General features: G+C 69.8%; 24 protein-coding genes and 1 pseudogene. 3 read left to right on the forward strand and 22 right to left on the reverse strand.

Features of this window, described 5'->3' with window-relative positions:
• Positions 1–2 precede the first annotated feature (2 nt).
• From ACQ860_RS01360 to ACQ860_RS01440, 17 genes and pseudogenes are all read right to left on the reverse strand, one after another.
• The gene (locus tag ACQ860_RS01360; RefSeq protein ID WP_431301614.1) at positions 3–1,064 is read right to left on the reverse strand and encodes a ketopantoate reductase family protein; all 1,062 of its coding nucleotides are present in this window, start codon (positions 1,062–1,064) and stop codon (positions 3–5) included.
• 30 nt (positions 1,065–1,094) lie between these two features.
• On the reverse strand, positions 1,095–1,376 hold the full coding sequence (locus ACQ860_RS01365; protein WP_431301615.1) for a hypothetical protein: 282 nt from the start codon (positions 1,374–1,376) through the stop codon (positions 1,095–1,097).
• Positions 1,377–1,421: 45 nt separating this feature from the next.
• Positions 1,422–2,318, reverse strand: a pseudogene (locus tag ACQ860_RS01370) (IS481 family transposase); the annotation flags it as partial.
• A 110-nt stretch (positions 2,319–2,428) separates the two neighbouring features.
• The gene (locus ACQ860_RS01375; protein WP_431301616.1) at positions 2,429–2,704 is read right to left on the reverse strand and encodes a hypothetical protein; all 276 of its coding nucleotides are present in this window, start codon (positions 2,702–2,704) and stop codon (positions 2,429–2,431) included.
• A gap of 183 nt (positions 2,705–2,887) precedes the next feature.
• Entirely contained in the window at positions 2,888–3,580 is a 693-nt protein-coding gene (gene urtE, locus ACQ860_RS01380; RefSeq protein WP_431301617.1) for an urea ABC transporter ATP-binding subunit UrtE, read from the reverse strand.
• A gap of 112 nt (positions 3,581–3,692) precedes the next feature.
• Positions 3,693–4,457, reverse strand: a complete 765-nt coding sequence (gene urtD, locus ACQ860_RS01385; protein ID WP_431301618.1) for an urea ABC transporter ATP-binding protein UrtD — start codon at positions 4,455–4,457, stop codon at positions 3,693–3,695.
• Positions 4,454–5,515 (reverse strand): urea ABC transporter permease subunit UrtC, encoded by a 1,062-nt coding sequence (gene urtC / locus ACQ860_RS01390; protein ID WP_431301619.1) that lies wholly within the window; start codon positions 5,513–5,515, stop codon positions 4,454–4,456. The genes urtD and urtC overlap by 4 nt, the downstream gene beginning before the upstream one ends.
• The gene (urtB, locus tag ACQ860_RS01395) at positions 5,512–7,062 is read right to left on the reverse strand and encodes an urea ABC transporter permease subunit UrtB (RefSeq protein WP_431301620.1); all 1,551 of its coding nucleotides are present in this window, start codon (positions 7,060–7,062) and stop codon (positions 5,512–5,514) included. The genes urtC and urtB overlap by 4 nt, the downstream gene beginning before the upstream one ends.
• Positions 7,063–7,212: 150 nt before the next feature.
• Complete coding sequence (gene urtA, locus ACQ860_RS01400) at positions 7,213–8,448, reverse strand: urea ABC transporter substrate-binding protein (protein WP_431301621.1); 1,236 nt, start codon at positions 8,446–8,448, stop codon at positions 7,213–7,215.
• 276 nt (positions 8,449–8,724) lie between these two features.
• Positions 8,725–9,612, reverse strand: a complete 888-nt coding sequence (locus ACQ860_RS01405; protein WP_431301622.1) for a class I SAM-dependent methyltransferase — start codon at positions 9,610–9,612, stop codon at positions 8,725–8,727.
• Positions 9,605–10,639 (reverse strand): glycosyltransferase family 4 protein, encoded by a 1,035-nt coding sequence (locus ACQ860_RS01410; protein ID WP_431301623.1) that lies wholly within the window; start codon positions 10,637–10,639, stop codon positions 9,605–9,607. Before ACQ860_RS01410 ends, ACQ860_RS01405 begins: the two co-directional genes overlap by 8 nt.
• A 2-nt stretch (positions 10,640–10,641) precedes the next feature.
• Complete coding sequence (locus ACQ860_RS01415) at positions 10,642–11,043, reverse strand: 6-pyruvoyl trahydropterin synthase family protein (protein WP_431301624.1); 402 nt, start codon at positions 11,041–11,043, stop codon at positions 10,642–10,644.
• 15 nt (positions 11,044–11,058) lie between these two features.
• Entirely contained in the window at positions 11,059–12,111 is a 1,053-nt protein-coding gene (locus ACQ860_RS01420; protein ID WP_431301625.1) for a zinc-dependent alcohol dehydrogenase, read from the reverse strand.
• Positions 12,108–12,857 carry a RibD family protein gene (locus tag ACQ860_RS01425; RefSeq protein WP_431301626.1) on the reverse strand — a complete coding sequence of 250 codons (750 nt, stop codon included), beginning with the start codon at positions 12,855–12,857 and terminating at the stop codon, positions 12,108–12,110. Before ACQ860_RS01425 ends, ACQ860_RS01420 begins: the two co-directional genes overlap by 4 nt.
• Before the next feature lie 44 nt (positions 12,858–12,901).
• On the reverse strand, positions 12,902–13,303 hold the full coding sequence (locus ACQ860_RS01430; protein WP_431301627.1) for a hypothetical protein: 402 nt from the start codon (positions 13,301–13,303) through the stop codon (positions 12,902–12,904).
• Entirely contained in the window at positions 13,300–13,623 is a 324-nt protein-coding gene (locus ACQ860_RS01435) for a rod-binding protein (RefSeq protein WP_431301628.1), read from the reverse strand. Before ACQ860_RS01435 ends, ACQ860_RS01430 begins: the two co-directional genes overlap by 4 nt.
• On the reverse strand, positions 13,624–14,715 hold the full coding sequence (locus ACQ860_RS01440) for a flagellar basal body P-ring protein FlgI (RefSeq protein WP_431305714.1): 1,092 nt from the start codon (positions 14,713–14,715) through the stop codon (positions 13,624–13,626).
• 189 nt (positions 14,716–14,904) lie between these two features.
• Between ACQ860_RS01440 and ACQ860_RS01445 the strand changes: the two genes are divergently transcribed.
• Both ACQ860_RS01445 and dksA read left to right on the forward strand, forming a co-directional pair.
• Positions 14,905–15,285 carry a flagellar assembly protein FliX gene (locus ACQ860_RS01445; RefSeq protein ID WP_431301629.1) on the forward strand — a complete coding sequence of 127 codons (381 nt, stop codon included), beginning with the start codon at positions 14,905–14,907 and terminating at the stop codon, positions 15,283–15,285.
• A gap of 150 nt (positions 15,286–15,435) precedes the next feature.
• Positions 15,436–15,852 carry an RNA polymerase-binding protein DksA gene (dksA, locus tag ACQ860_RS01450; protein ID WP_431301630.1) on the forward strand — a complete coding sequence of 139 codons (417 nt, stop codon included), beginning with the start codon at positions 15,436–15,438 and terminating at the stop codon, positions 15,850–15,852.
• Between the two features lie 12 nt (positions 15,853–15,864).
• Here the strand turns inward: dksA and ACQ860_RS01455 are convergent, their stop codons facing one another.
• From ACQ860_RS01455 to ACQ860_RS01465, 3 genes are all read right to left on the reverse strand, one after another.
• Positions 15,865–16,608: an SOS response-associated peptidase gene (locus ACQ860_RS01455; RefSeq protein WP_431301631.1), complete on the reverse strand. Its 744-nt coding sequence runs from the start codon at positions 16,606–16,608 to the stop codon at positions 15,865–15,867.
• A gap of 9 nt (positions 16,609–16,617) precedes the next feature.
• Positions 16,618–16,890 carry a hypothetical protein gene (locus ACQ860_RS01460; protein ID WP_431301632.1) on the reverse strand — a complete coding sequence of 91 codons (273 nt, stop codon included), beginning with the start codon at positions 16,888–16,890 and terminating at the stop codon, positions 16,618–16,620.
• A gap of 137 nt (positions 16,891–17,027) precedes the next feature.
• On the reverse strand, positions 17,028–17,468 hold the full coding sequence (locus ACQ860_RS01465; protein WP_431301633.1) for a DUF3429 domain-containing protein: 441 nt from the start codon (positions 17,466–17,468) through the stop codon (positions 17,028–17,030).
• Positions 17,469–17,560: 92 nt separating this feature from the next.
• Between ACQ860_RS01465 and ACQ860_RS01470 the strand changes: the two genes are divergently transcribed.
• Positions 17,561–18,877: a hemolysin family protein gene (locus tag ACQ860_RS01470; RefSeq protein ID WP_431301634.1), complete on the forward strand. Its 1,317-nt coding sequence runs from the start codon at positions 17,561–17,563 to the stop codon at positions 18,875–18,877.
• 109 nt (positions 18,878–18,986) lie between these two features.
• On the opposite strand, the gene ACQ860_RS01475 is transcribed toward ACQ860_RS01470, so the two are convergent.
• Both ACQ860_RS01475 and ACQ860_RS01480 read right to left on the reverse strand, forming a co-directional pair.
• Positions 18,987–19,940: a Bug family tripartite tricarboxylate transporter substrate binding protein gene (locus ACQ860_RS01475; RefSeq protein WP_431301635.1), complete on the reverse strand. Its 954-nt coding sequence runs from the start codon at positions 19,938–19,940 to the stop codon at positions 18,987–18,989.
• Positions 19,941–19,997: 57 nt separating this feature from the next.
• On the reverse strand, positions 19,998–21,137 hold the full coding sequence (locus ACQ860_RS01480; protein ID WP_431301636.1) for a mandelate racemase/muconate lactonizing enzyme family protein: 1,140 nt from the start codon (positions 21,135–21,137) through the stop codon (positions 19,998–20,000).
• Positions 21,138–21,147: the final 10 nt, after the last annotated feature.

Below are 21,147 nucleotides of genomic sequence, written 5' to 3' on the forward strand. Positions count from 1 at the left end.
GCTCAGTTCAGGCGCAGTTCCAGGATGTGGCGCGGATCGGGCGTGATCTCGCCGCGCTCGAGCCGCAGCACGATCTCGGTGAGCGCCGCGTTGGCCGGGGTGGCGATGCCGAGCGGCTTGGCCTTCTCGGCGATGAAGCCGTTGATGAACTCGATCTCGGTGCGGCGGCCCTTCACCATGTCCTGCCCCATGGAGGGGCGATGCGCGCCGCCGCCGGGCTTGGCCGCCTCAGCCAGGCGATGCGCGTCATAGGCGGCGCGGGCGGCGGCATCGCCCTCGCCGGCGCGGGCGATGATCTCGGGGTCCAGGTGGTAGATCTCCTCCAGCGCATAGCCCAGCGCCTGGCCCACGCGGATCGCCTCGCTGCCCAGCCGCGCGCCGAAGGCCCGGAGCGCATCATTCGTCAGGATGTCCTTCATGACGAGGCCAGTGGAGGCGGAGAGCCCATTGCCCATGCCGTTCGCCACCAGCTTCGACCAGCGCTCGCCCCAGAGGTTGGAGGTCACGGTCGTGCTGTCGGAAAGCCCGGTGAGGCGCCCCACCTCCTCGGCGCGGTCGGTGATGCGCCCATGCACCTCGCCCACGCGATAGACGGTGTGGGCGGCGCCGCCCTTGCCCGAGGCGCGGCGGACATGGCCGGGCTCGCTCAGTTCGACCGTGATGGAGCTGGCAATGGCGCCCAGCGTGCGGCCCCAGCCGACGATGCCCGCGATCGTCTCCTCGTTCATGCAGTTCTGCAAGGACACCACGAAGCCGCCGGGCGCCAGGTATTGCCGGATCATCATCGTGGCCCAGTCCGTGTCGTAGGACTTCACGCAGATGAAGGCGATGTCGAAGGGCTTGCGCGCGACCGCCTGCAATTCGGTGAGGTGGATGGCGGTCACCGGCACGGTGAATTCCGGCACGTCCTTCAGATGCGTCACGCGCAGCCCGTCGCGGCGCATGGTCTCCACATGCTCGGGCCACGTGTCCACGAAGGTCACGTCCTCGCCGGCCTGCGCCATATGCGCGCCGGCATAGCAGCCGACGGCGCCCGCGCCGATGATGGCGATGCGATGACCCATTTGCGTGTCCTTCCCCCTGTTTTGGGGAGGCTAGATCAGATCGCCGAGCGCGGGAATCCAGCCATTGCGTGAGGCTGCCCGGTTCGGCGCGCCGGCGCCGCGGATCGCAGGAGGGGCCGCCGGCCCGCCATCAGGCGCAGCGCCCCCGCGCCATACGAAGTTCCAGTCCGAGCTGTGCAGGGTGGCCGCATGTCCCAGCGTGATGGTCTCCGTCGCCAGGCCATCGGCCGAGGTGATCCGCCACGTCGTGGCGTCAGTCTGCGCGAAGCTCGTCCCCTCCGCCGCCGTGCCGAAGCTGTTTGGTCCCGGCATTTGATGATGCGGATTTGCGTTGAAGCGTTCGGGCTCGGCTGCTCATGCCTTGCAGATGAATTCGTAGGGTGTGAGGCCGCGCAGCCGCTTGAGACGACGACCGAAGTTATCGGCGGCGACGAAGTCTTGGAGGTGCCGCCTGAGCTGGTCGTGGCTGTCGTCGTGGAAGCGCTTGACGGTCGCGTCCTTGGTGGTGCGGCTCATCCGTGACCTGACCATGGGGCCAGGGATGGTTGATGCGGGTGAAGCGATGCACGATGCCATGATCCTGGCATCGCACGTCGAACATGTGCGTGAGATATCGAGCGGTGGGCTCGTTGGCGTAGCGAGGCGGTAGCCGGAACTGGATGCCGTTGTCGGTGAGGACGGCGTGGATCCCGTACGGCACGGCTGCGACGAGGGCCTCAAAGAAGGCGGATGCGGTAACGCGCGTTGCGCTCTCGACCAGCTGAGCGAAGGCGAACTTGCTGGTGCGGTCGATGGCAACGAAGAGGCAGAGCTTTCCTTCGGCGGTGTGCACCTCGGCGATGTCGATGTGGAAGAAGCCGATGGGACAGGGCTTGAAGGCGGTCTTGGCGGGCTTGTCGCCCTTCACCTCGGGCAGGCGAGAGATCTCGTGGCGCTCCAGGCAGCGGTGCAGCGAGGATCGGGTGAGCGGCGGGATCGTCGCCTGCAAGGCGTAGAGGCAATCGTCGAGCGGCAGGACGGTATGGCGGCGGAAAGCCACGATGGTGGCTTCCTGGTCTGGCGAGAGGGTGGTTAACGCGGCGCCTTCGGCCCTGTCGGCTGATCGGTGACAGAGGCGCGCTTGCGCCACTCGGCGATGGTTTTCGGATTGACGCCTTAGCGGCGCGCCAGGTCCCTCAGGCTCGCGTGACCATGCTGGATCGCGCGACGGACCACCTCTGTCGTGCGGGCGCTCCCATGAAGAATCTGGCCCATAGCGCGTCCTTCCATTCCGAATGTAGAGCAGGTGGTGCAGCGGAACGAGCGGCGCTGCCGCCCGCCAGGTCCCGTGCAGCCCGCCTTGGACGGCCATCCACACCGTGCCGTCACGCGGTGCGATGCTGGCGAGCTACCCCCACGAGGCTCGGCCGTTCCGGCGTCAGCACGCTTGCACGCAGCAGCAGCCAGAGACCGCCATAGCGCGCCGCGGTGGAGGCGGTGTGCGTCCCGGGGGCGGCGAGGGCGGGGAGCAGCGGGCGCGACGGGGCCGGCGGCGCTTCCGCCGCCCGCACGCAGCGCGCGGTGAAGACGCCCGGGTGGAGCCGCCAATCCGCGCGGGTGAAGCCGGGCAGGACCTCGGCGATCGCGGCAGTGAGCGCCACGCGGCAGGTGGCGCCAGGCTGGTTTGTCCACGCCCACGCGGCGGGCTAGCCCGCCGCGGCTCCAGTTCAGGCGGTCCAGCAGAAGGGCAGATTCTCGGCGAAATCCGGGATCTCGGGGGCCGACTTCATGCCGAGAAGCTTGATTTGTGGAAAGAATGAACGGAAGGCCCCCGCCCAGGCCCCTCACACCGTCAGCAGTTTCCTGACCTCTGCCTCGTCCAGCTCGCTGGTCTTGCCCGAAAGCGCCACCTCGCCGCGCACCATGACGGTGATGGTGTCGGCCAGATCCCGCGCGAACTCGAAATACTGCTCCACCAGCACGATGGCGAAGTTCCGGTCCCTCGCCAGGTGATGGATCACCTTGGCGATGTCCTTGATGACATTGGGCTGGATGCCCTCCGTCGGCTCGTCGAGGATGAGCAGGCGTGGCCGTGCCGTCAGCGCCCGGCCGATGGCGAGCTGCTGCTGCTGCCCGCCCGAGAGGTCGCCGCCGCGCCGGCGCAGGAATTGCCGCAGGATGGGAAACAGATCGAACACCTCTTCCGGCACGGCGGAACCGCGCGGGGCGGCGGCCAGCGCCGTCTGCAGGTTTTCCTGCACGGTGAGGAAGGGGAAGATCTCGCGCCCCTGCGGCACATAGCCGATGCCGGCCCGCGCGCGCTCGGCCGGGCCCAGGGCCCGCATCTCGCTTCCCTCCCAGAGGATGGAGCCGCCCTGGATCTTCTCGAGCCCGATGATGGAGCGCAGCAGCGAGGATTTCCCCACCCCGTTGCGCCCGAGCACGGCCGCGACCTGGCCCGGCCCGACGGAGAGCGAGACGCCGCGCAGGCAGCGGCTCGCGCCATAGGAAAGGTCGATGTCGGTGACGTGCAACATCGTCAGCGGTCCGATCGTGGCTGTGCGGCAGCCGCGTGAATCGGCCCGCCGTCCATGCGGATGAAGATGCGCCGCGCGGGCATGGAAGCTGGGCGGAGATGAGGCCGCATCATCATCGCCCCAGATACACTTCGATCACGCGCGGGTCTTTCTGCACATGGGTGATCGAGCCCTCCGAGAGCACGCTGCCCTCATGCAGCACGGTGACGCGGCTGCCCAGCGCCTTCACGAATTCCAGGTCGTGCTCGACCACGACGACGCTGCGCGTGCCCGCGATGCCGACGAGGAGCTCCGCCGTCTGCTCGGTCTCATGGTCCGTCATGCCGGCGACGGGTTCATCCACCAGCAGCAGTCGCGGGTCCTGCATGAGCAGCATGCCGATCTCGAGCCATTGCCGCTGGCCATGGCTCAGCAGGCCCGCGAGATCCCCCGCGCGTTCGGTGAGGCCGATCTCCTCCATGGTCCGCTCGATGCGCGTCCGCGCCTCGCCGCGCAGCACCCAGCGCAGGCAGGCGATGGGGCCGCGGGGCGCCTTCAGCGCCAGCTCCAGATTCTCGAAGACGGTCAGCGCGTCGAAGACCGTGGGCTTCTGGAACTTGCGCCCGATGCCGAGATTGGCGATGGCCGCCTCATCCATCCGCGTCAGGTCCCGCCCGCCGAAGCGGACGATCCCGGCGCCGGGGCGCGTCTTGCCGGTGATGACATCCATCATCGTCGTCTTCCCCGCGCCATTGGGGCCGATCACGGCGCGCAGCTCGCCGGGCTCGACGATCAGCGAGAGATTGTTCAGCGCCCGGAAGCCATCGAAGACGACCGAGACGCCATCGAGATAGAGGCCGGTGGTGGAATCGCCCTCGGGCAGGGCCACGGCGTTCATGGCTTCGTCTCCCCGCGGCGGCGGATCAGGCCGATCAGCCCCTTCGGCAGCAGCAGCGGCACGGCGATGAAGAGGCAGCCCAGCACGATCAGCCAGAGATCGGGCGCGACGGAAGTCAGCCAGGTCTTCAGCGCGTTCACCGAGAAGGCGCCGAGCACCGCGCCCACCAGCGTGCCGCGCCCGCCGAAGGCGACCCAGACCACGGCCTCGATCGAGTTGCCCGGGCTGAACTCGCCCGGATTGATGATGCCCACCTGCGGCACATAGAGCGCGCCGGCCAGCCCCGCGATCATCGCCGAGAGCACGAAGACGAAGAGCTTGTGGCGCGTCGTGTCATAGCCCAGGAAGCGCACGCGGCTCTCGGCATCGCGGATGGCGGTCAGCACGCGGCCATATTTGGTGCGGGTCAGCGCGCCGCACATCAGGAAGACCAGCACGAGCGAGACGAGCGAGGCGTAGAACAGTATCGCGCGGGTGTGGCCGCTGTTGAGCGGCATGCCTAGCAATTCCTTGAAATCGGTGAAGCCGTTATTGCCGCCGAAGCCCATGTCGTTGCGGAAGAAGGCGAGCATGAGCGCATAGGTCAGCGCCTGGGTGATGATCGAGAGATAGACGCCCGTGATGCGGCTGCGAAACGCGAGGTAGCCCACGATGCCGGCGAGCAAGCCAGGCACGATCAGCGCCATGGCGAAGGCGAAGATGAACCAGTCGAAGCCGAGCCAGTACCAGGGCAGTTCCGTATAGCCGAGGAAGACCATGAAGTCCGGCAGCACCGGGTGGCCATAGACGCCGCGCGGCCCGATGAGGCGCATCAGATGCATCCCGATGGCATAGCCTCCGAGCGCGAAGAAGGCGCCATGGCCGAGCGAGAGGATGCCCGCGTAGCCCCAGGCGAGATCCAGCGCCAAGGCCAGGATCGCGTAGCAGATCCACTTGCCGATGATGCTGACCAGGAAGTCCGAGACATGCAGCGGATGCGCCTCCGGCAGCAGGTTCAGCAGCGGCAGGAGGGCAAGGATGGCGACGAAGCCAAGCAGGATGAGGCGGCGCGTGTTCATTGGTCGGCCGCGCGCCCCTTCAGCGCGAAGAGGCCCTTGGGCCGGCGTTGGATGAACAGCATGATGCCCACCAGCAGCAGCACCTTGGCCAGCACCACGCCCGCATAGGGCTCCAGGATCTTGTTCACGAGGCCGAGGGTGAAGGCGCCGATCAGTGTGCCCATCAGCGAACCTACGCCGCCGAAGACCACCACCATGAAGCTGTCGATGATGTAGCCCGTGCCCAGATTGGGCGAGACATTGTCGATCTGGCTCAGCGCCACGCCAGCCAGACCCGCGATGCCCGAACCGAACGCGAAGGTCATGGCGTCCACGCGCCCGGTGCGGATGCCCATGGTGGCGGCGATGCGCCGGTTCTGCACCACGGCCCGCATCTCGAGGCCGAAGCGGGTGAGGCGGATGGCGGCGAGTGTCGCCAGCAGGACCGCAATGGAAAAGACGATGATCCAGGCGCGGTTCTGCGTGATGGCGACACCGCCCGGCAGGATCAGCGTGCCCATCATCCAGTCCGGGCTGATCACCTCGCGATTCTGCGCGCCGAAGGCGAGGCGGACGATCTGCTGCAGCACCATGCCCACGCCGAACGTCAGCAGCAGCGTCTCCAGCGGGCGCCCGTAGAGATGGCGGATCAGCCCGCGCTCCATGGCGGCGCCGATCGCGGCCGTGACCAGGAAGGCGGTGGGGATCGCGAGCGGCAGCGAATAGGGCTGCAAGGCCGGGATGTCGCGGCAGAGCTCCTGCACCACGACGGTGACATAGGCGCCGATCATCACGAATTCGCCATGCGCCATGTTGATCACGCCCATCACGCCGAAGGTGATGGCGAGGCCCAGCGCCGCCAGCAGCAGCACGGAGCCGAGCGAGAGGCCCTGGAAGAAGGTCTCCGCGGCGCGGCGCAGCTGCAGGCGACGGTCGATCGCGGCGACCGCGGCCTCGATCTCGGCGGTGAGGTCCGGATTGGCGGCGCGGGCGGCGAGCAGCAGGTTGCGCGCCTCTGGCGAGGAGGAGGCGCCGAGTGCCGCGATGCCGGCGCGCTTCGCCGCCGGGTCGGTCGAGGCGAGGCGCGCGCCGCCCAGTGCAAGCTCCATCCGCGCGCGGATGTCGGCGCGGGCTTCGCGCGCAAGGGCGGCATCCAGCAGGGGAATGTCATCGGCGCTGCGGTTGCGCAGGATGGCATCCGCCGCGCGCAGCCGCTCCGCCGGATCGGGCGAGACGAGCTGCAATCGGCCCAGGGCGCCGCGCAGCGCCACACGGACGCGGTTGTTGATGCGGATGATGGTCGCTCCCTCGGGCGGGCTCGCGCCCTCCTGCGGGGCGATGCGGCCATCGGCCAGGCGCAGCAGCCGCGCATCGGCCAGTGCCTGCAGCAGAGGGATGGCGCGCGGGTCGCCCAGCGCGCCGAGGCGCTCCACCGTCTCCGCCTGCTGCGCGAAGCCGCCGGTCAGGCCGGGCAGCAGCGCGTCGAAATCCTGCGCGCGGGAGGGGGAGAGGAATAGCAGCGCCATCAGTGCCAGGGCACCACCGCGCAACAGGAGAAAGCGGATCAAGGGTTGAACGCCCCACAGAGAATCCGGCCGCAACGCGGCCGGCGCCGCCAAAATAACCGCGCCGCCGGGTGCTCCAGCGGTGTGGCGCCGCCAAGGCGGCAGAGCCGCCGCGTCATGCCTCCGGCATGAGCGCTTGAGGGCATCAATAAATCACCGCCGGCGATTGGCGTTTTCGGGGATGAAGCGGCTCCAGTTCTCGGCCTGGATCGCCGTCGGCGTCTTGCTCACGATGTTGAACTGACCATCCGCCTGGATCTCGCCGATCATCACGGGCTTGGAGAGGTGATGGTTGCGGAACATCTCCACCTCATAGCCGGAGGGCGCGTTCACCTTCTGGCCGTAGAGCGCGGTACGCACCGCGTCCACGCTGGTGGTGCGCGCGGCGGCCACGGCCTGGGCCCACATCTTGAAGCCGATCAGCGTGGCTTCCATCGGGTCATTGGTCACGCGGCGCGGGTTGCGGATGTAGTTGCGCCACATCGTCACGAACTCGGTGTTCGCGGGCGACTGCACCGACATGAAGTAGTTCCAGGCTGCGAGGTGCCCCACCAGCGGGCGGGTATCAATGCCGGCCAGCTCCTCCTCGCCCACCGAGAAGGCGACGGAGGGGATGTCCTCGGCCTTGATGCCCTGGTTGCCCAGCTCGCGGTAGAAGGGGACGTTCGCGTCGCCATTGATGGTGGAGACGATGGCCGTCTTCTTGCCCTCGGAGGCGAAGCGCTTCACGCGCGCCACGATGCCCTGCCAGTCGCTGTGGCCGAAGGGGGTATACTCTTCCATGATGTCGGCATCGGGGATGCCCTTGGAGTTCAGGAAGCCGCGCAGGATGCGGTTGGTCGTGCGCGGATAGACGTAGTCCGTGCCGAGCAGCGCGATGCGCTTGGCCGAGCCGCCATCGGGGCCGAGCAGGTATTCCACGGCCGGGATCGCCTGCTGGTTGGGCGCCGCGCCGGTGTAGAAGATGTTCCGGCTCTCCTCCTCGCCCTCATACTGGACGGGATAGAAGAGCAGGCCGTTCAGCTCCTCGAAGACCGGCAGGACGGATTTGCGGGAGACCGAGGTCCAGCAGCCGAAGGTGACGTCCACGCGGGAGACGGCGAGCAGCTCGCGCGCCTTCTCGGCGAAGAGCGGCCAGTTGGAGGCGGGGTCCACCACCACCGGCTCGAGGCGCCGGCCCAGCAGGCCGCCGCGCGCATTCTGCCACTCGATCATCATCAGCGCCGTGTCGCGCAGCGCGGTCTCGGAGATGGCCATGGTGCCGGAGAGCGAATGCAGCACGCCCACGCGGATGGGCGCCGTCTGGCCGATGGCGGGCGCGGCCAAGGCTCCGGCCACGGGGGCGGCGAGCAGCGCGCGGCGGGAGATCGGGGGCAGGGTCTTGGACAAGGCATCCTCCAGGGGAATTCAAACGCCCCTGAGCCTAGGGAGGCCCAGTCCCCCAATTCCATGTCCTGGGCATGAAGCCAAGGAGAGAAATCGCTCAACCAGACGGCATAATGCCGTTTTACCGTGCGTCTGACGCTAAAATGCCCAATGCGCGATCAGGCGCGTGTTTCCTTGCGGAAGCGTGCCTGGGGCATGATGCGTCGCGGCGGAACCGCCGACACGCCGAATCACCCGCCGCGCCAAAGGCTGGAACCTGCGCCGTGAACACGGCGCGCTTCAGCCCGGCAGGCAGAGGATGTCCTGGTGCTCCACCCGCGCCGAGAGCAGTCCCGCCTCGGCCTGCTCGGCGCGGGTCTCGGCCCAGGCCTCGATCTGCGCGGCGCCGCGCCGCTCATGCCGCAGCGCCGCCTCGGCATGGCCGAGCGCGAGTTCCAAGGCCATGTCGCGCGCCTGGCGCGGAATCACCCAGGGGCTGGCGCCGCGCAGCACGCGGTAGCCATGGCCGGCGAAGACGCGCGCGATGGTGCTGGTGGCGGCCGCCCCCAGCGCCATGCCGCCGAAGCCCTTCTCCCGCCGCTGGTCGCGGGCGAAGCCGCGGGCCACCAGCGCATCGCCAGGGGCGCAGGGGGGCATGAAGCGCTCGCGCCCCGTCACGTTCAGGGCGGCGTAGAAGGGCAGCTTGCGGCGGGCGAGTTCGGCGGCCAGCCGCACCACCCAGGCCTCGGAGACGAGGTCGCAGAGCGCGCTGCAGGTCACCGCATCCACGTTCTGCAGAGGCAGGCCCTCGGGGGCTTCCACGAGGTTGGTCAGCACGCCCTCGATGCGCCAGGCGCCCTCGGGCGCGTGCAGCAGCAGCACCTTGCGCTGCGGCCAGGTGGCCCGCCAGCCGATGGCCTCCGCCGCGTCCATCATCGTGTCGAAGGCGCGGGCCATGAGCCCGGCATCCGCATCGGCCATCACCCAGGCATGGGCGCGGCCGACATGATGGCCGAGCCAGCGCGTGAGGCTGCCCGTGCCCGCGCCGAGGTCGAGGAACCGGGGCCGGCCCTTCGCGTCCAGGTGCTCCATCAGGGCGCGCGCGATGTCCGGGTTGCGCGCCCGCGCGTCGAAGGGCTCGCGCAGCGAGAGCCAGTCGCCGTCGAACTGCTCGGTCTGGTCATCCATGGGCTGCCGCCTCCAGCTCGGCCGCGAAGCGCTGGGCGCGGTCCTCCCAGCGGGGCAGGGATTGCCCGGCCTGCCAGCTCGCTTCCGCCATCTGTGCGCGCAGCGCCGGGTCATAGATGGGCCGGCGCATGCCGCGCGAGAGGCTGTTGGCATCGCCCGCTGCCGCGAGGATCGCAGCGCCGGGTCCGACCAGGTCGGTGATGGCGCCGCCGGTGCAGAGGATCAGCGGCAGGCCGCGCGCCTGGGCCTCGGCCGCCGCCATGCCATAGCCCTCGAACCAGGTGGCCAGCGCGAAGAGGTCGGCCGCCGCGTACTCGGCTTCCAGCGCTGCGTCGGTGACGGCGCCGAGAAAGGTGACGCGATTGGCGAGACCCAGTTCCCCGGCGAGCGCGCGCAGCCCATCGGCATGCACGGGATCGGCCGGCGGGCCCGCGATGCGCAGATTCCAGTCGAGATCCGTCAGGCGCGAGAGCGCGCGCAGCAGCACGTCATGCCCCTTGCGCGGGATGAGCGAGCCCACGGCCAGGATGCGCGCCCCCGGCCCGCTCGAGCCCATCGCGCGTGGCGCGGGATCGGTGCCAGGCTCCACCACGCCGATGCGCGCGGCCCCGGCGCCGCGTTCCGCGAGCCCCTTGGCGGTGTAGGGCGAGGTGGCGATGAGCCGCCCGCAGGCCGCGAAGAGCTGGCGCTCCAGCGCGGCGAGTTCCGCCTGGTGCGGCCCCGGTTCGATCGCCGTGGGGTGATGGATCAGCCCCACCGTGCGCCGCGCCGAGAGCTCGGTGGCCAGCGGCGCGAAGGCGGGCAGGCCCAGGCCGTCGATCACGGCCACCTCGTCCGCGGCAAGTCCCGCCCAGGCCGCCCGCGCCGAGGCCATCGCCGCGTCATCCGGCATCGGGAACCGGCCGGAAAGCTCCGCGACGCGCACGGCGTGGCCCAGCGCGCGCAGCCCCCCGACCATGCGCCGGTCGTAGAGGTAGCCGCCTGAGACCGTATCGAAAGGCCCGGGAACGAGAAGCGCGATCTTCATGATCAGCCAACAGGCCCCTCGAAGGCGGCCCAGGCCACATGGCTCTCGCGCAGCAGCACCTTGATCCCCGTCACCCCCGCGCCACCCGGACCCATCCGGCCGTCCTGGCAGGCGGCGGCCAGCAGCCCGTGGATGTGCAGGCAGAGATATTCGGTCGTGGTGTTCTTGCCGGCGAAGACCGGCTCTTCGTCCAGGTTGCGGTAGTCCAGCGCGCTCAAAATCTTGCGCAGCTCATCCTTGGCGAGGCCGATGTCGATCAGCAGGTGCAGGTCATCGAGCTTCGGCGCCCGGAACTCCGCCTCCACCACGAAGGTCGCGCCATGCAGGCGCTGCGCCGGGCCGAATTCCGCGCCGCGGAAGGAATGCGCGACCATGATGTGGTCCACGACGGTGAGGCTGAACATGAGAGAGCGGTTCCTTCAAACGTTCGGCTGCGCCGCCGATTCGGACCTGCGCGCCGGAGCGCTTCGGTCATCGGAGGCGTAGCGAATGACGGGGCAGAGCGGCTGCGGCGCGCCGGGCGGCGGGTCCAGCAGGGCAGGTAGGGCGGCGGGCAGATCTTCAAAGGGCACGAAGGGCCCGAGCAGCGCATCGAGCCTCGCATCTTCGAGAAGGGAGAGGGCAAGGGCCATGCGCTCGCCATGGCTGCGCCGCCCGCGCATCACGGGCGAGACGCTGCCCACCTGCGTCGAGATCAGTTGCAGCCGCTTCTGGTGGAAGGCGGCGCCCAGCGGCAGCGCGGGCTCGGCATCGCCGAACCAGCTCGCCTCCAGGATACGGCCCTCGAAGCCGGCGCAGTCGAGCGCCAGGCGCAGCCCGGCCGCGCTGGCGCTGGCATGGATGATGAGTTCCTGCTCGCGCGGCGCTTCCTCCGGCAGCGCGAAATCCGCGCCGAAGGCGCGCGTCAGCGCCGCCTTCGCCGGGTCGCGATCCACCACCGTCACGGCCACGCCAGGGAGCCGCGCCAGGAGGGCCGCGCAAAGCAGTCCCACCACGCCGGCGCCGATGACGAGCGCGCGCTCGCCGAGCCGCGGCGCCGCATCCCACATCACGTTCACCGCGGTTTCCATATTGGCGCCGAGGCAGGCCCGCGCATCGCTCACGCCATCGGGCACGCGCGCGCAGAAATGCGCGGGGATGACGAAGCGCGACTGGTGCGGATGCAGTGCGAAGACGCGGCTGCCCAGCCACTCCGCCGGCCCTTCCTCGACGCGGCCCACGGCCGCGTAGCCATACTTCACGGGGAAGGTGAATTCGCCCTCCTGCATGGGGCAGCGCATCGCCGCGTGCTGCGAGGCCGGCACGCGGCCATGATGCACCAGGCGCTCCGTGCCGCGGGAGATGCCGGAGGCGAGCATCTGCACCACCAGCTCACCCGGACCCAGGCCCGGCAGGCGCGCCTCGCGCAGCTCGGCCGCGCCGGGCCCGACATGCCACAGCGCGCGGGCCATGCTGTCGCGCCGCTCGCTCATGCGCCGGCCTCGCCGGGCGCGCGGCGGTCGAGCGCGATGTCGAAGAGCACATCGGGGGCGATGTCATGGACGGTCCAGGGGAAGCGCATGCCCTGCTCGATGCGCCCGACTTCGGGCAAATCGAAGGCAGGGCGGCCGGAGCCCAGGATCATCGGCGCGACCGTCACATGCAGCCGGTCGAGCAGGCCGGCGCGCAGGAAGCCCGAGACGGTCTGTCCGCCGCCCTCCACGAAGATCTTTCTCAGGCCCCGCGCCGCCAGCGCCGCGAGAAGCGCCGCAAGGTCGAGGCCGCCCCCGGGCGCGCGCGGCACCATCAGCGGCTCGGCGGTGCCGTGCCGCGCGGGGCCGGGCTCGGCGGTGGCGAGCAGCGTGGGCGGGCCGCCCTGGAAGATGCCGTAATCCATTCCGAGCCGCCGCCCCGCATCGATCACGACGCGCGTAGGCGAGGGGCCGCAGCACAGCCGCGTGGTGAGCTGCGGGTCATCCGCCCGCACCGTTCCCGCGCCCACGATCACCGCGTCGCACAGCGCGCGCAGCCGGTGGGTGTGGCGCAGATCCCCCGCGCCGCCGATCCACTTGCTGTTGCCCGAGCGCGTGGCGATCCGCCCGTCCAGCGTCTGCGCCAAGCGGCCGATCACGATGCCGCGCGCAGGCGCCTCCAGCAGCGGGCCGAACAGCGCGGTGAGCCGGCTCTCCCGCCCTTCGCGCAGCGCGGTCCATTCGGGGTCGTCCTGGCCAGGGTCCATCGCATCAGCGCATAGCGCAGCATGGCCCGGCTGTCAGGACGCCGTCACACGCGCGTGGCCAGCGCCATGGCGGCAGCCTGCACCGGCGGGCGCGTGCGCCCCGCGCGCCCATAGCCGGGTGCCGCGGCCAGCGGCCGCGCCGCGCCCGCGATGGTCTCGATCACGCGGGATTGCAGCGCGATCGCCGCCTCCAGCAGCTTGCGATTCTCCTGCCCGAGCGTGGAGAGATCGGCGGCCAGGGTCTCGGCCGCCACGCGCAGCGGGCCCTCGGCGCGGGCCTGGGTGCGGCTCGCCGCCGCCGTCGCCGCGGCAAAGGCATCCGTCGCCTGCATCTTGCGCGTGGCGAGAGCGGCCGCGCGCGTCAGGTCGAGCGCGGCCAGCGCCTCATTCTCGGCGCGCAGCGCCTCGGCCAGGCGCTCTCCGGCGGCGATCACGGCGTCCATCATGGGCGGGTCTCCTCATCAGGGGTGGGGGTGGGATGGCGGGCCGCCTCCTGGAGGCGGAGCATGTGGCGCAGCACCATGTCCTGCAGGCCGATGCCCTGGCCGGAGCGCGCCGCATGGGTGGCGAAGGCCTCGACCAGCATGGGGCGCCACTGCGCCTCGGCCGGGCCGCCACCGAAGGCGGATTTGGAGCTGTCCACCGTATCGAAGGCGGGTTGCATGAGCTGGCCCAGCACCTGCGCCTCGAAGGCCTGGGCCGCCTGACGCATGCGGGCCGGCGTCTGGGTGCCACCGGAGGGGGGAAGGGCGGTGAGGGGGATCATCTATCGCACCTCCAGCTCGGCCTGCAGCGCGCCGGCCGCCTTGATGCTCTGGAGGATGGTGATCAGGTCGCGCGGGCCTACGCCCAGGCTGTTCAGCCCGCGCACCAGCTCGGCGAGCGTCACGCCCCCGCGCAGCACGCCCATGCGGCGCTCGCTCTGGTCGTCCACCTCGATCTGCGTGCGCGGCACCACCACCGTCTCGCCATTGGCCAGTGGGTTGGGCTGGCTCACCTGCGGCGTCTCGGTGATGCGGATGGTGAGGTTGCCCTGCGCGATGGCGACGGTGGAGACGCGCACCTGCTCGCCCATCACGATGGTGCCCGAGGCTTCCTCGATGATGACGCGCGCCACCTGGTCGGGCACCACGCGCAGCTGCTCGATCTGCGTGATGAAGCTCATCGGGTCGCGTCCGCCCAGCGTGAGCAGCACGGTGCGCGGGTCCACCGCGCGTGCCACGTTGCCGCCACGACCGTTGATGGCGGCGGCGATGCGCTGCGCCGTGGTGAAATCGGGATTGCGGAGTGCCAGGCGGAGATGATCGCGCCCCGCAAGGGTATAGGGAATGGCGCGCTCGACGATGGCGCCCGAGGAGATCCGCGCCGAGGTCGGCACGCCGCGCGCGATCGAGGCGCCCGCACCCCGCGCGGCGATGGCGCCCGTCGCCACCGCGCCCTGCGCCACGGCATAGACTGCGCCATCCGCCCCCAGCAGGGGTGTCACCAGCAGCGTGCCGCCCGTGAGGTTCGAAGCATCGCCGAGCGAGGAGACCGCGACATCGATGCGGCTGCCGGGCTGGGCGAAGGCGGGCAGGTTCGCCGTCACCATCACGGCGGCGATGTTGCGCGTATCCAGCCGCGCCTCATTGTCGCGCGTGTTGACGCCGAGGCGCTCCAGCATGCCCACCATCGACTGCCGCGTGAAGATCGCGGTCCGCAGCCGGTCGCCCGTGCCGGGCAGGCCGACGACCAGGCCGTACCCCACCAGCTGGTTGTCGCGCACGCCCTCGACATCGGCGATGTCCTTGATGCGGACCGCCTGCGCGCCGGCGAGCGCCGGCCAGAGCAGGAGCCAGAGGCCGAGCCCCGTCTTCATCAGGCCGAAAGGAATTCGCACCACTGTCCCTGGCACTCCGCGCTGCTATCAAAACGAGTTCGCCTCAGGGTCTCAGGGCAACCGCCATGCCAGCCCGGGGCGCTCCACCGGTGGCAGGATCTGCCGGGCGGGGGCGGGGCTGGCCCGCCGGCCCCGGCAGAAAGCGCCGTGATGAGGAAAGGGTGAAGAATGCTGCCGCCGATCCGAGGCTATTCCCCGCCGGGCCCGACCGGCGCCCCGCGCCGTTCCGCCGGAGGGCGCTTCCACCTGCCGCAGGCAACGCCGGAGGCGCAGGCGGCGGCGGCCACGGCCGCCACCGGAATCCTGGCCCTTCAGCAGGACTGGAGCCCCGCGGAGGCCGATGCGGCGGCGCAGCGCCGCGGCCAGGCGATCCTCCAGGAATTGGCCGGGCTGCAATTGGCGCTGCTCGACGGCCCGGCGGACCCCAGCCGCCTCTCCCGACTCGCCCTGCTGGCCGAGGGGGAGGCAGGCGCCGACCCCGTGCTGCGCGAGATCCTGGGGGAGATCATTCTCCGCGCCCGTGTGGAGCTTGCCCGCCAAGGCGCATGAAACCTGGGACAATCCGGTGAAATCGGAGGCGCGCCATGCACTTGGGCCAATTCACCCCTTGGCGCGGCGATCGGCTTTCCCTATGGTCCGGACGCCTTGGGAATGCATCTGGCGTCGGGCCGGAGGCGCCACGAGGTGAGGTACAGGCTCATGGTCGTCACCCTGCCGTCCGATTATCGTCCATCAGAAGACGAAGAGTTCATGAATGCCCTGCAGCAGGAGTATTTTCGCCAGAAGTTGCTGCGCTGGCGCCACGAGTTGCTCCGCGAGGCGGGCGCCACCCTGAATTCCCTCTCCGCCGGGGGCATCACCGAAGCCGACCTGACCGACCGCGCCAGTGTCGAGACCGACCGGGCGCTGGAACTTCGCACCCGCGACCGCGCCCGCAAGCTGATCAGCAAGATTGACCAGGCGATCGAGCGCATCGCCAACGGCACCTATGGCTATTGCGAAGAGACCTTCGAGCCGATCGGCCTGCGCCGCCTGGAAGCCCGCCCCATCGCCACTTTGTCCATCGAGGCGCAGGAGCGCCACGAGCGGATGGAGAAGGTCCACCGGGACGATTGAGCCGGGGGCGCCTCAGGGCGCCGCCGGCTCCAGCGGACGCTCCCAGTCCGGGGGCGCGTCCCGCAACTCTGGCCAGCCCTCGATGGGGGCTGGCTCCAGCAAATACGCGTCATTCTCCATCACGCGCCCGACCCGCGCCGCGACGGGCCAGAAGGCCAGATTCTCGTCCGCGATCGGCCGAAGGAGCGCGGTCAGCGCATCTGCCTCCGCGGGCGTCTCGCCCAGCCAGGCCGGCCAGTCCTCCGGGCCGAGAAAGGCGGGGATGCGCGGGTGCAGTCGCGCCTGCCGCCCGGATGAGGCGCAGGTGATGACGCTGTAGGTCTTGAGCCAGCCTCCGTCCGGCTGCTTCCACCCCTCCCAGAGACCTGCCGCAACCATGGGCGCGCCGTTGCGGAGCGCGACCGCGAAGGGCTGCTTCGGCGCGCTGTCCTGCGCCCATTCATAGAAGGCATCCATGGGGACGAGGCAGCGGCGCTTGCGGAAGGCGTCGCGAAAGCTGGGCTTTTCGGCCAGAGTCTCGCCGCGGGCATTGATCATCCGCGCCCCCGCCGTCGCATCGCGCGACCAGTGGGGGACGAGCCCCCAGCGCAACACATCCAGGTGGCGGGTGCCCGTCTCGGGGTTGCGGCGCAGGACGAGGCCAGGCTGCGTCGGCGCCATGTTCCAGCTGGCCGGATGGTTCGGCACCGGCGGCGAGGCGCCGAAATAGCGCACGAGCCCGGCCGGATCGCGCTGCAGGACATAGCGGCCGCACATGGCGGCGGTTCAGCGCGCCGTCTGCAGCCAGATCTCGGCGGTCTTCTCCAGGCGCTTCGCGGCCTCCTGGCTGCGGGCCACATCCTGCTGGGTGGCGGCGAGATTGTCGCGATACTGGTTCAGGCTGCCCTCAAGCCCCGAGACGGCGCCGCCAAGCGCCGAGAGATTTGTCCGGAACTCCGTGAAGGCGAGCTTCTGCTCGGCCAGCGCGTCCTCCAGTCGGCGGAGCGCGGCGCGCAGGCGGTCTTCCGGCTTCTGGGGGAAGGCGAGGATGTCGGCCATCGGGGGTCTCCAGGGTCCAGGTGTTAACAATTTTATAACACCGTCCGGATTTTAAGACAAGCTTTACTTTCACCACGAGCACAGCCCTGGGTCATCGCCAAAGCCCCGTTGGCAATCCTTGGTTGCGCGAAGCGGGCTCAGCCCGTGATGGGCGCCATGAGGCAAAGCGCCGCGCCGATCGAGAGCACCCAGCGCAGCAGCAGGTATTCGCCCGGCACCAGACCCAGGCCCCGCGCCCATTGCTCGACGCCCGCCGTGCCGAGAATGGCGAGGGCCAGCAGCGGCAGGGCGAAGACGTCGGGCAGCAGCAATGCAACCCAGCCGAGCAGGGCGGGCGCCACGCCCAGCAGCAGCCGGGCCGGGCCATGCGCCGCCTCTTCAACCGGCGCGCGCAGGGCAAGGCCCCAATGCACGGCGCCCAGGAAGCTCAGGATGACGGCGCCATAGGCGATCAGCGCCCCCTCGGCGAAGCCCGACCAGGAATCCGGGGCGGCGTAGAAGGCGAGCGCGCAGGCGGCGAAGGGCAGGAGGCCAGCCAGGCCGAGCAGCCAGGCGGTGCGGCGAGTCGTCGTGTCCATGAGTGCAGAACTACCGCGCCGGGCCGGCTGCGCAAGGGAAACATCGGTCCCGGCGATTACAGGTTGGGGGGTTCTGCCCTACATTCATGCCCATGGGTGTCAGCCTCGAAATCCTTTTCGTCCTTCTCCTTACGCTGCTCAACGGCGTCTTCGCCATGAGCGAGCTGGCGGTCGTCTCCTCCCGCAAGGGGCGGCTGCTGGCGATGGAGCGGCAGGGCAGCCGCGGGGCGGCGGCGGCCATCGCCCTGCAGGAGGACCCGCAGCGATTCCTTCCCACCGTGCAGGTGGGCATCACGCTCGTCGGCATCCTGGCCGGTGTCTTCGGCGGTGCCGCCATCGCCGGCCCCTTCGGCGACTGGCTGGAGACCTGGCCCTTCATGGTCAATCTGGGCCATGAGCTGGCCTTCTTCCTGGTGGTGATGACCATCACCTACCTGAATCTGATCCTGGGCGAGCTCGTTCCCAAGCAGCTCGCGCTGCGCAATCCCGAGCATGTGGCCTCGGCCCTCGCGCTGCCGCTGACCGCGCTGGCGCGCTTCACCGCGCCCTTCATCTGGTTCCTCTCGCGCTCCTCCGCGCTGATCCTCCGAGCTTTCGGCGCCTACAAGCCCTCCGACCAGAGCGTCACGGAAGAGGAGGTGAAGGCCGTCGTCGCCGAGGGCGTGGAGGCTGGCGCCCTCGTGCATCACGAGCGCCAGATGATCGAACGCGTGCTCCGCCTGGCCGACCGCCCGGTGCGCGCGCTGATGACGCCGCGCCCGGAGGTCGCCTGGCTCGACCGCAATGCGGCACCCAACGAGATCGCCACCGCGCTGAAGGCGGAGCCGCTGACCCGCTTCGTCGTCGCCGATGGCCGGGTGGACAATGTGGTCGGCGTCGTCGCCGCCAAGGACCTGCTGGACCAGATGCTGGAGGGCCAGCCGCTCGACATCGCGTCGGCCCTTCGCCAGCCCATTGTGATGCCCGACAGCCTCTCCGCCCTGGACGCGCTGGAGCGCCTGCGGACCGACAGTCTCGGCATGGCGCTGGTACTGGACGAATACGGCAGCTTCGAGGGCGTGGTGACCGCCTCCGACCTGCTGGAGGCCATCGTGGGCGAATTGGGCCCCGCGCCGGAATCTGAGAAGCCCTCCGCGGTCCAGCGCCATGACGGTTCCTTCCTGCTGGACGGCATGATGGCGCTGGACGAGTTGCGGGACCGGCTGGACGCCTTCGAGCTGCCGCCGCAATCCGGCGCCTATCACACGGTGGGCGGGCTGATGCTGGCGCTGCTGGAGCGCATCCCGAGCGAGGGCGACCGCATCGCCCATGCCGGCTGGCGCTTCGAGATCGTGGACATGGACGGCCGCCGCGTGGACAAGGTGCTGGCGGTGCGCGAGGAGGCGGCGCCCGTCGCTCCTCCAGCCTGATGTTGGGCGGCTGATCCACGTCCCCGTCGCAAGCGCCAGGGACGATCAGAAGCTGTTGCCGAGCGCCTGATTCACGCCCCTGGCCAAGATGCCAAGGACGATCAGACGCCTAGTCCGGCTTGATATCGTGGTCGCGAATCACTGCGCCCCAGCGCTCGCGGTCCTGCCCGATCTGGCGGATCATGTCGGCCTGGCTGCCGCCGATGCGCAGCATGGCGTTCTCCTCGAAGCGGCGCTGCACCTCGGGCGCCATCATCGCGCGGTTCACCTCGGCATTGATGCGCTGGACCAGCGCCGGCGACATGCCACCCGGGCCCGCCACGCCGAACCAGTTGGGGATCACGAAATTGGGCAGCCCATCCTGCGACATCACCGGCAGGTTCGGCAGCAGCGGTGAGGCGCTGGCCGCGCCGTAGGCGATGGGACGCAGCCCGCCCGCGCGGATCTGCGCGAGGTATTCCGGCATGTTGCCCCACATCACCTCGACGCGGCCGGCCACGATGTCGAGGATGGCCGGCGCGCCGCCGCGATAGCCCACCTGCTCCAGCCGCGTGTTCGTCAGGGACATGAAGAGCGCGCAGGAGAGCTGCTGGCTGGAGCCCGGGCCCACGGTCGCGCAACGCAGCGCGCCCGGCCGCTCTTGCGCCATGCGGCGGACATCCTGCCAAGTCTGGATGCCCGAGGCCGGCGAGGCGACCAGGATGTTGTAGACATTGGCGACGTTCACGATGGGCGTGATGTCGCGGTCCGTGTCATAGGGCAGGCGCTGCATCTGCGGCAGCACCGCCATCATGCTCATCGAGACGAGCAGCAGCGTGTAGCCATCCGGCGCCGCGCGGGCGAGTTCGCCCGCCGCGATGGCGCCACTGGCGCCGGTGCGGTTGTCCACCACCACGCGCCGGCCCATCTGCTGCGAGAGTTGCTCGGCCAGCACGCGGCCCAGGAGGTCCGACGTGCCGCCGGGCGCGAAGGCATTGAGAAAGCGGATGTCCCGAGGCGGGTAGTCCTGCGCGGCCGCGGGAGCGGCCATCGCCAACAAGAGCAGCAGGATTCGCCGCATCATCAATCCTCCCTGAAGCTTGCCCCCCGGTTTCCCCGAGGTGGCTGTCCGGACAGCTTGTCAGGCCACGCGGTATTTTTCCAGCACGGAAAGATCCACCTCGATGCCCAGGCCGGGCCCGTCGGGCACGCGGACGATGCCGTTCACCTGCACGATGGGCTCCTTCGCCAGGTGGTCGCGCAGCGGGTTGGGCGTCTGCTCGAATTCCAGCATGGGCGGCATCGGGCGGAAGGCCGGCGGCGTATCCGGCAGGGCGGCCAGGAACTGCACGGTCGCGGCGAGCCCGATGGCCGAGCCCCAGGCATGGGGGACGCATTCCACGCCATGCGCGCTGGCCAGGGCCGCGATCTTCCGGCATTCGCTGATGCCGCCGGCGGCACAGGCATCGGGCTGCACGATGTCCATCGCCTTCTTCGCGATCACGTCACGGAAGCCCCAGCGGGTGAAGTCGTTCTCGCCGCCGGCGACGGCGAGGTCGAGCGCGCGGGACACCTCGATATAGCCCTCATGGTCCTCGGGGCTGATCGGCTCCTCGAACCAGAGGAGATCCAGCTTCTCCATCTCGCGGCCGAGCTTGATGGCCTGGGGAACCGTGAAGCAATGGTTCGCGTCCACGGCCAGCTGCACGCCATCGCCCAGCGCCTCGCGCACGGCGGCGATGCGGCGGATGTCGAGCTTGGGATCGCCGAGCCCGATCTTCATCTTCACCGCGCGGAAGCCCTGCTCCTTGTAGGCCAGCGCCTCCTCCACCGCCTCTTCCACCAGGCGGTTCATGTCGATGAAGTAGAGCCCCGTCGCATAGGCCACGAGTTCCTTGCGATGCGCGCCGCCGATCAGCTTGTGGATCGGCTTGTTGACCGCGCGGCCCATCACATCCCACAGCGCGATGTCGATGCCTGAGAGCGCGCAGATGGTCATGCCGGTCAGGCCGTAATCCTTGATCCGGTTGTAGAGGTCCTCCCAGATCACCTCCACGTCGAAGGGATCGCGGCCGATGACGCGGCTGCGATACTGCGTCTCGATGATGGTCTTGTTGACCATGGCGGGGCCGTAGCACTCGCCCCAGCCGGTCACACCCTCATCGGTGCGGATCTCGACGAGGCAGGAGGCGCGGGTGGTGTAGAGCCAGCCGCGCGCCGAGGTGAAGGGCTTCTCCACCTTGGATTGCACCACGTGGCAGATGACATCGGTGACCTTCATGCGGCCGTTT

This window comes from Sediminicoccus sp. BL-A-41-H5, assembly GCF_050632405.1.
Taxonomy (GTDB): Bacteria; Pseudomonadota; Alphaproteobacteria; order Acetobacterales; family Acetobacteraceae; genus Roseococcus.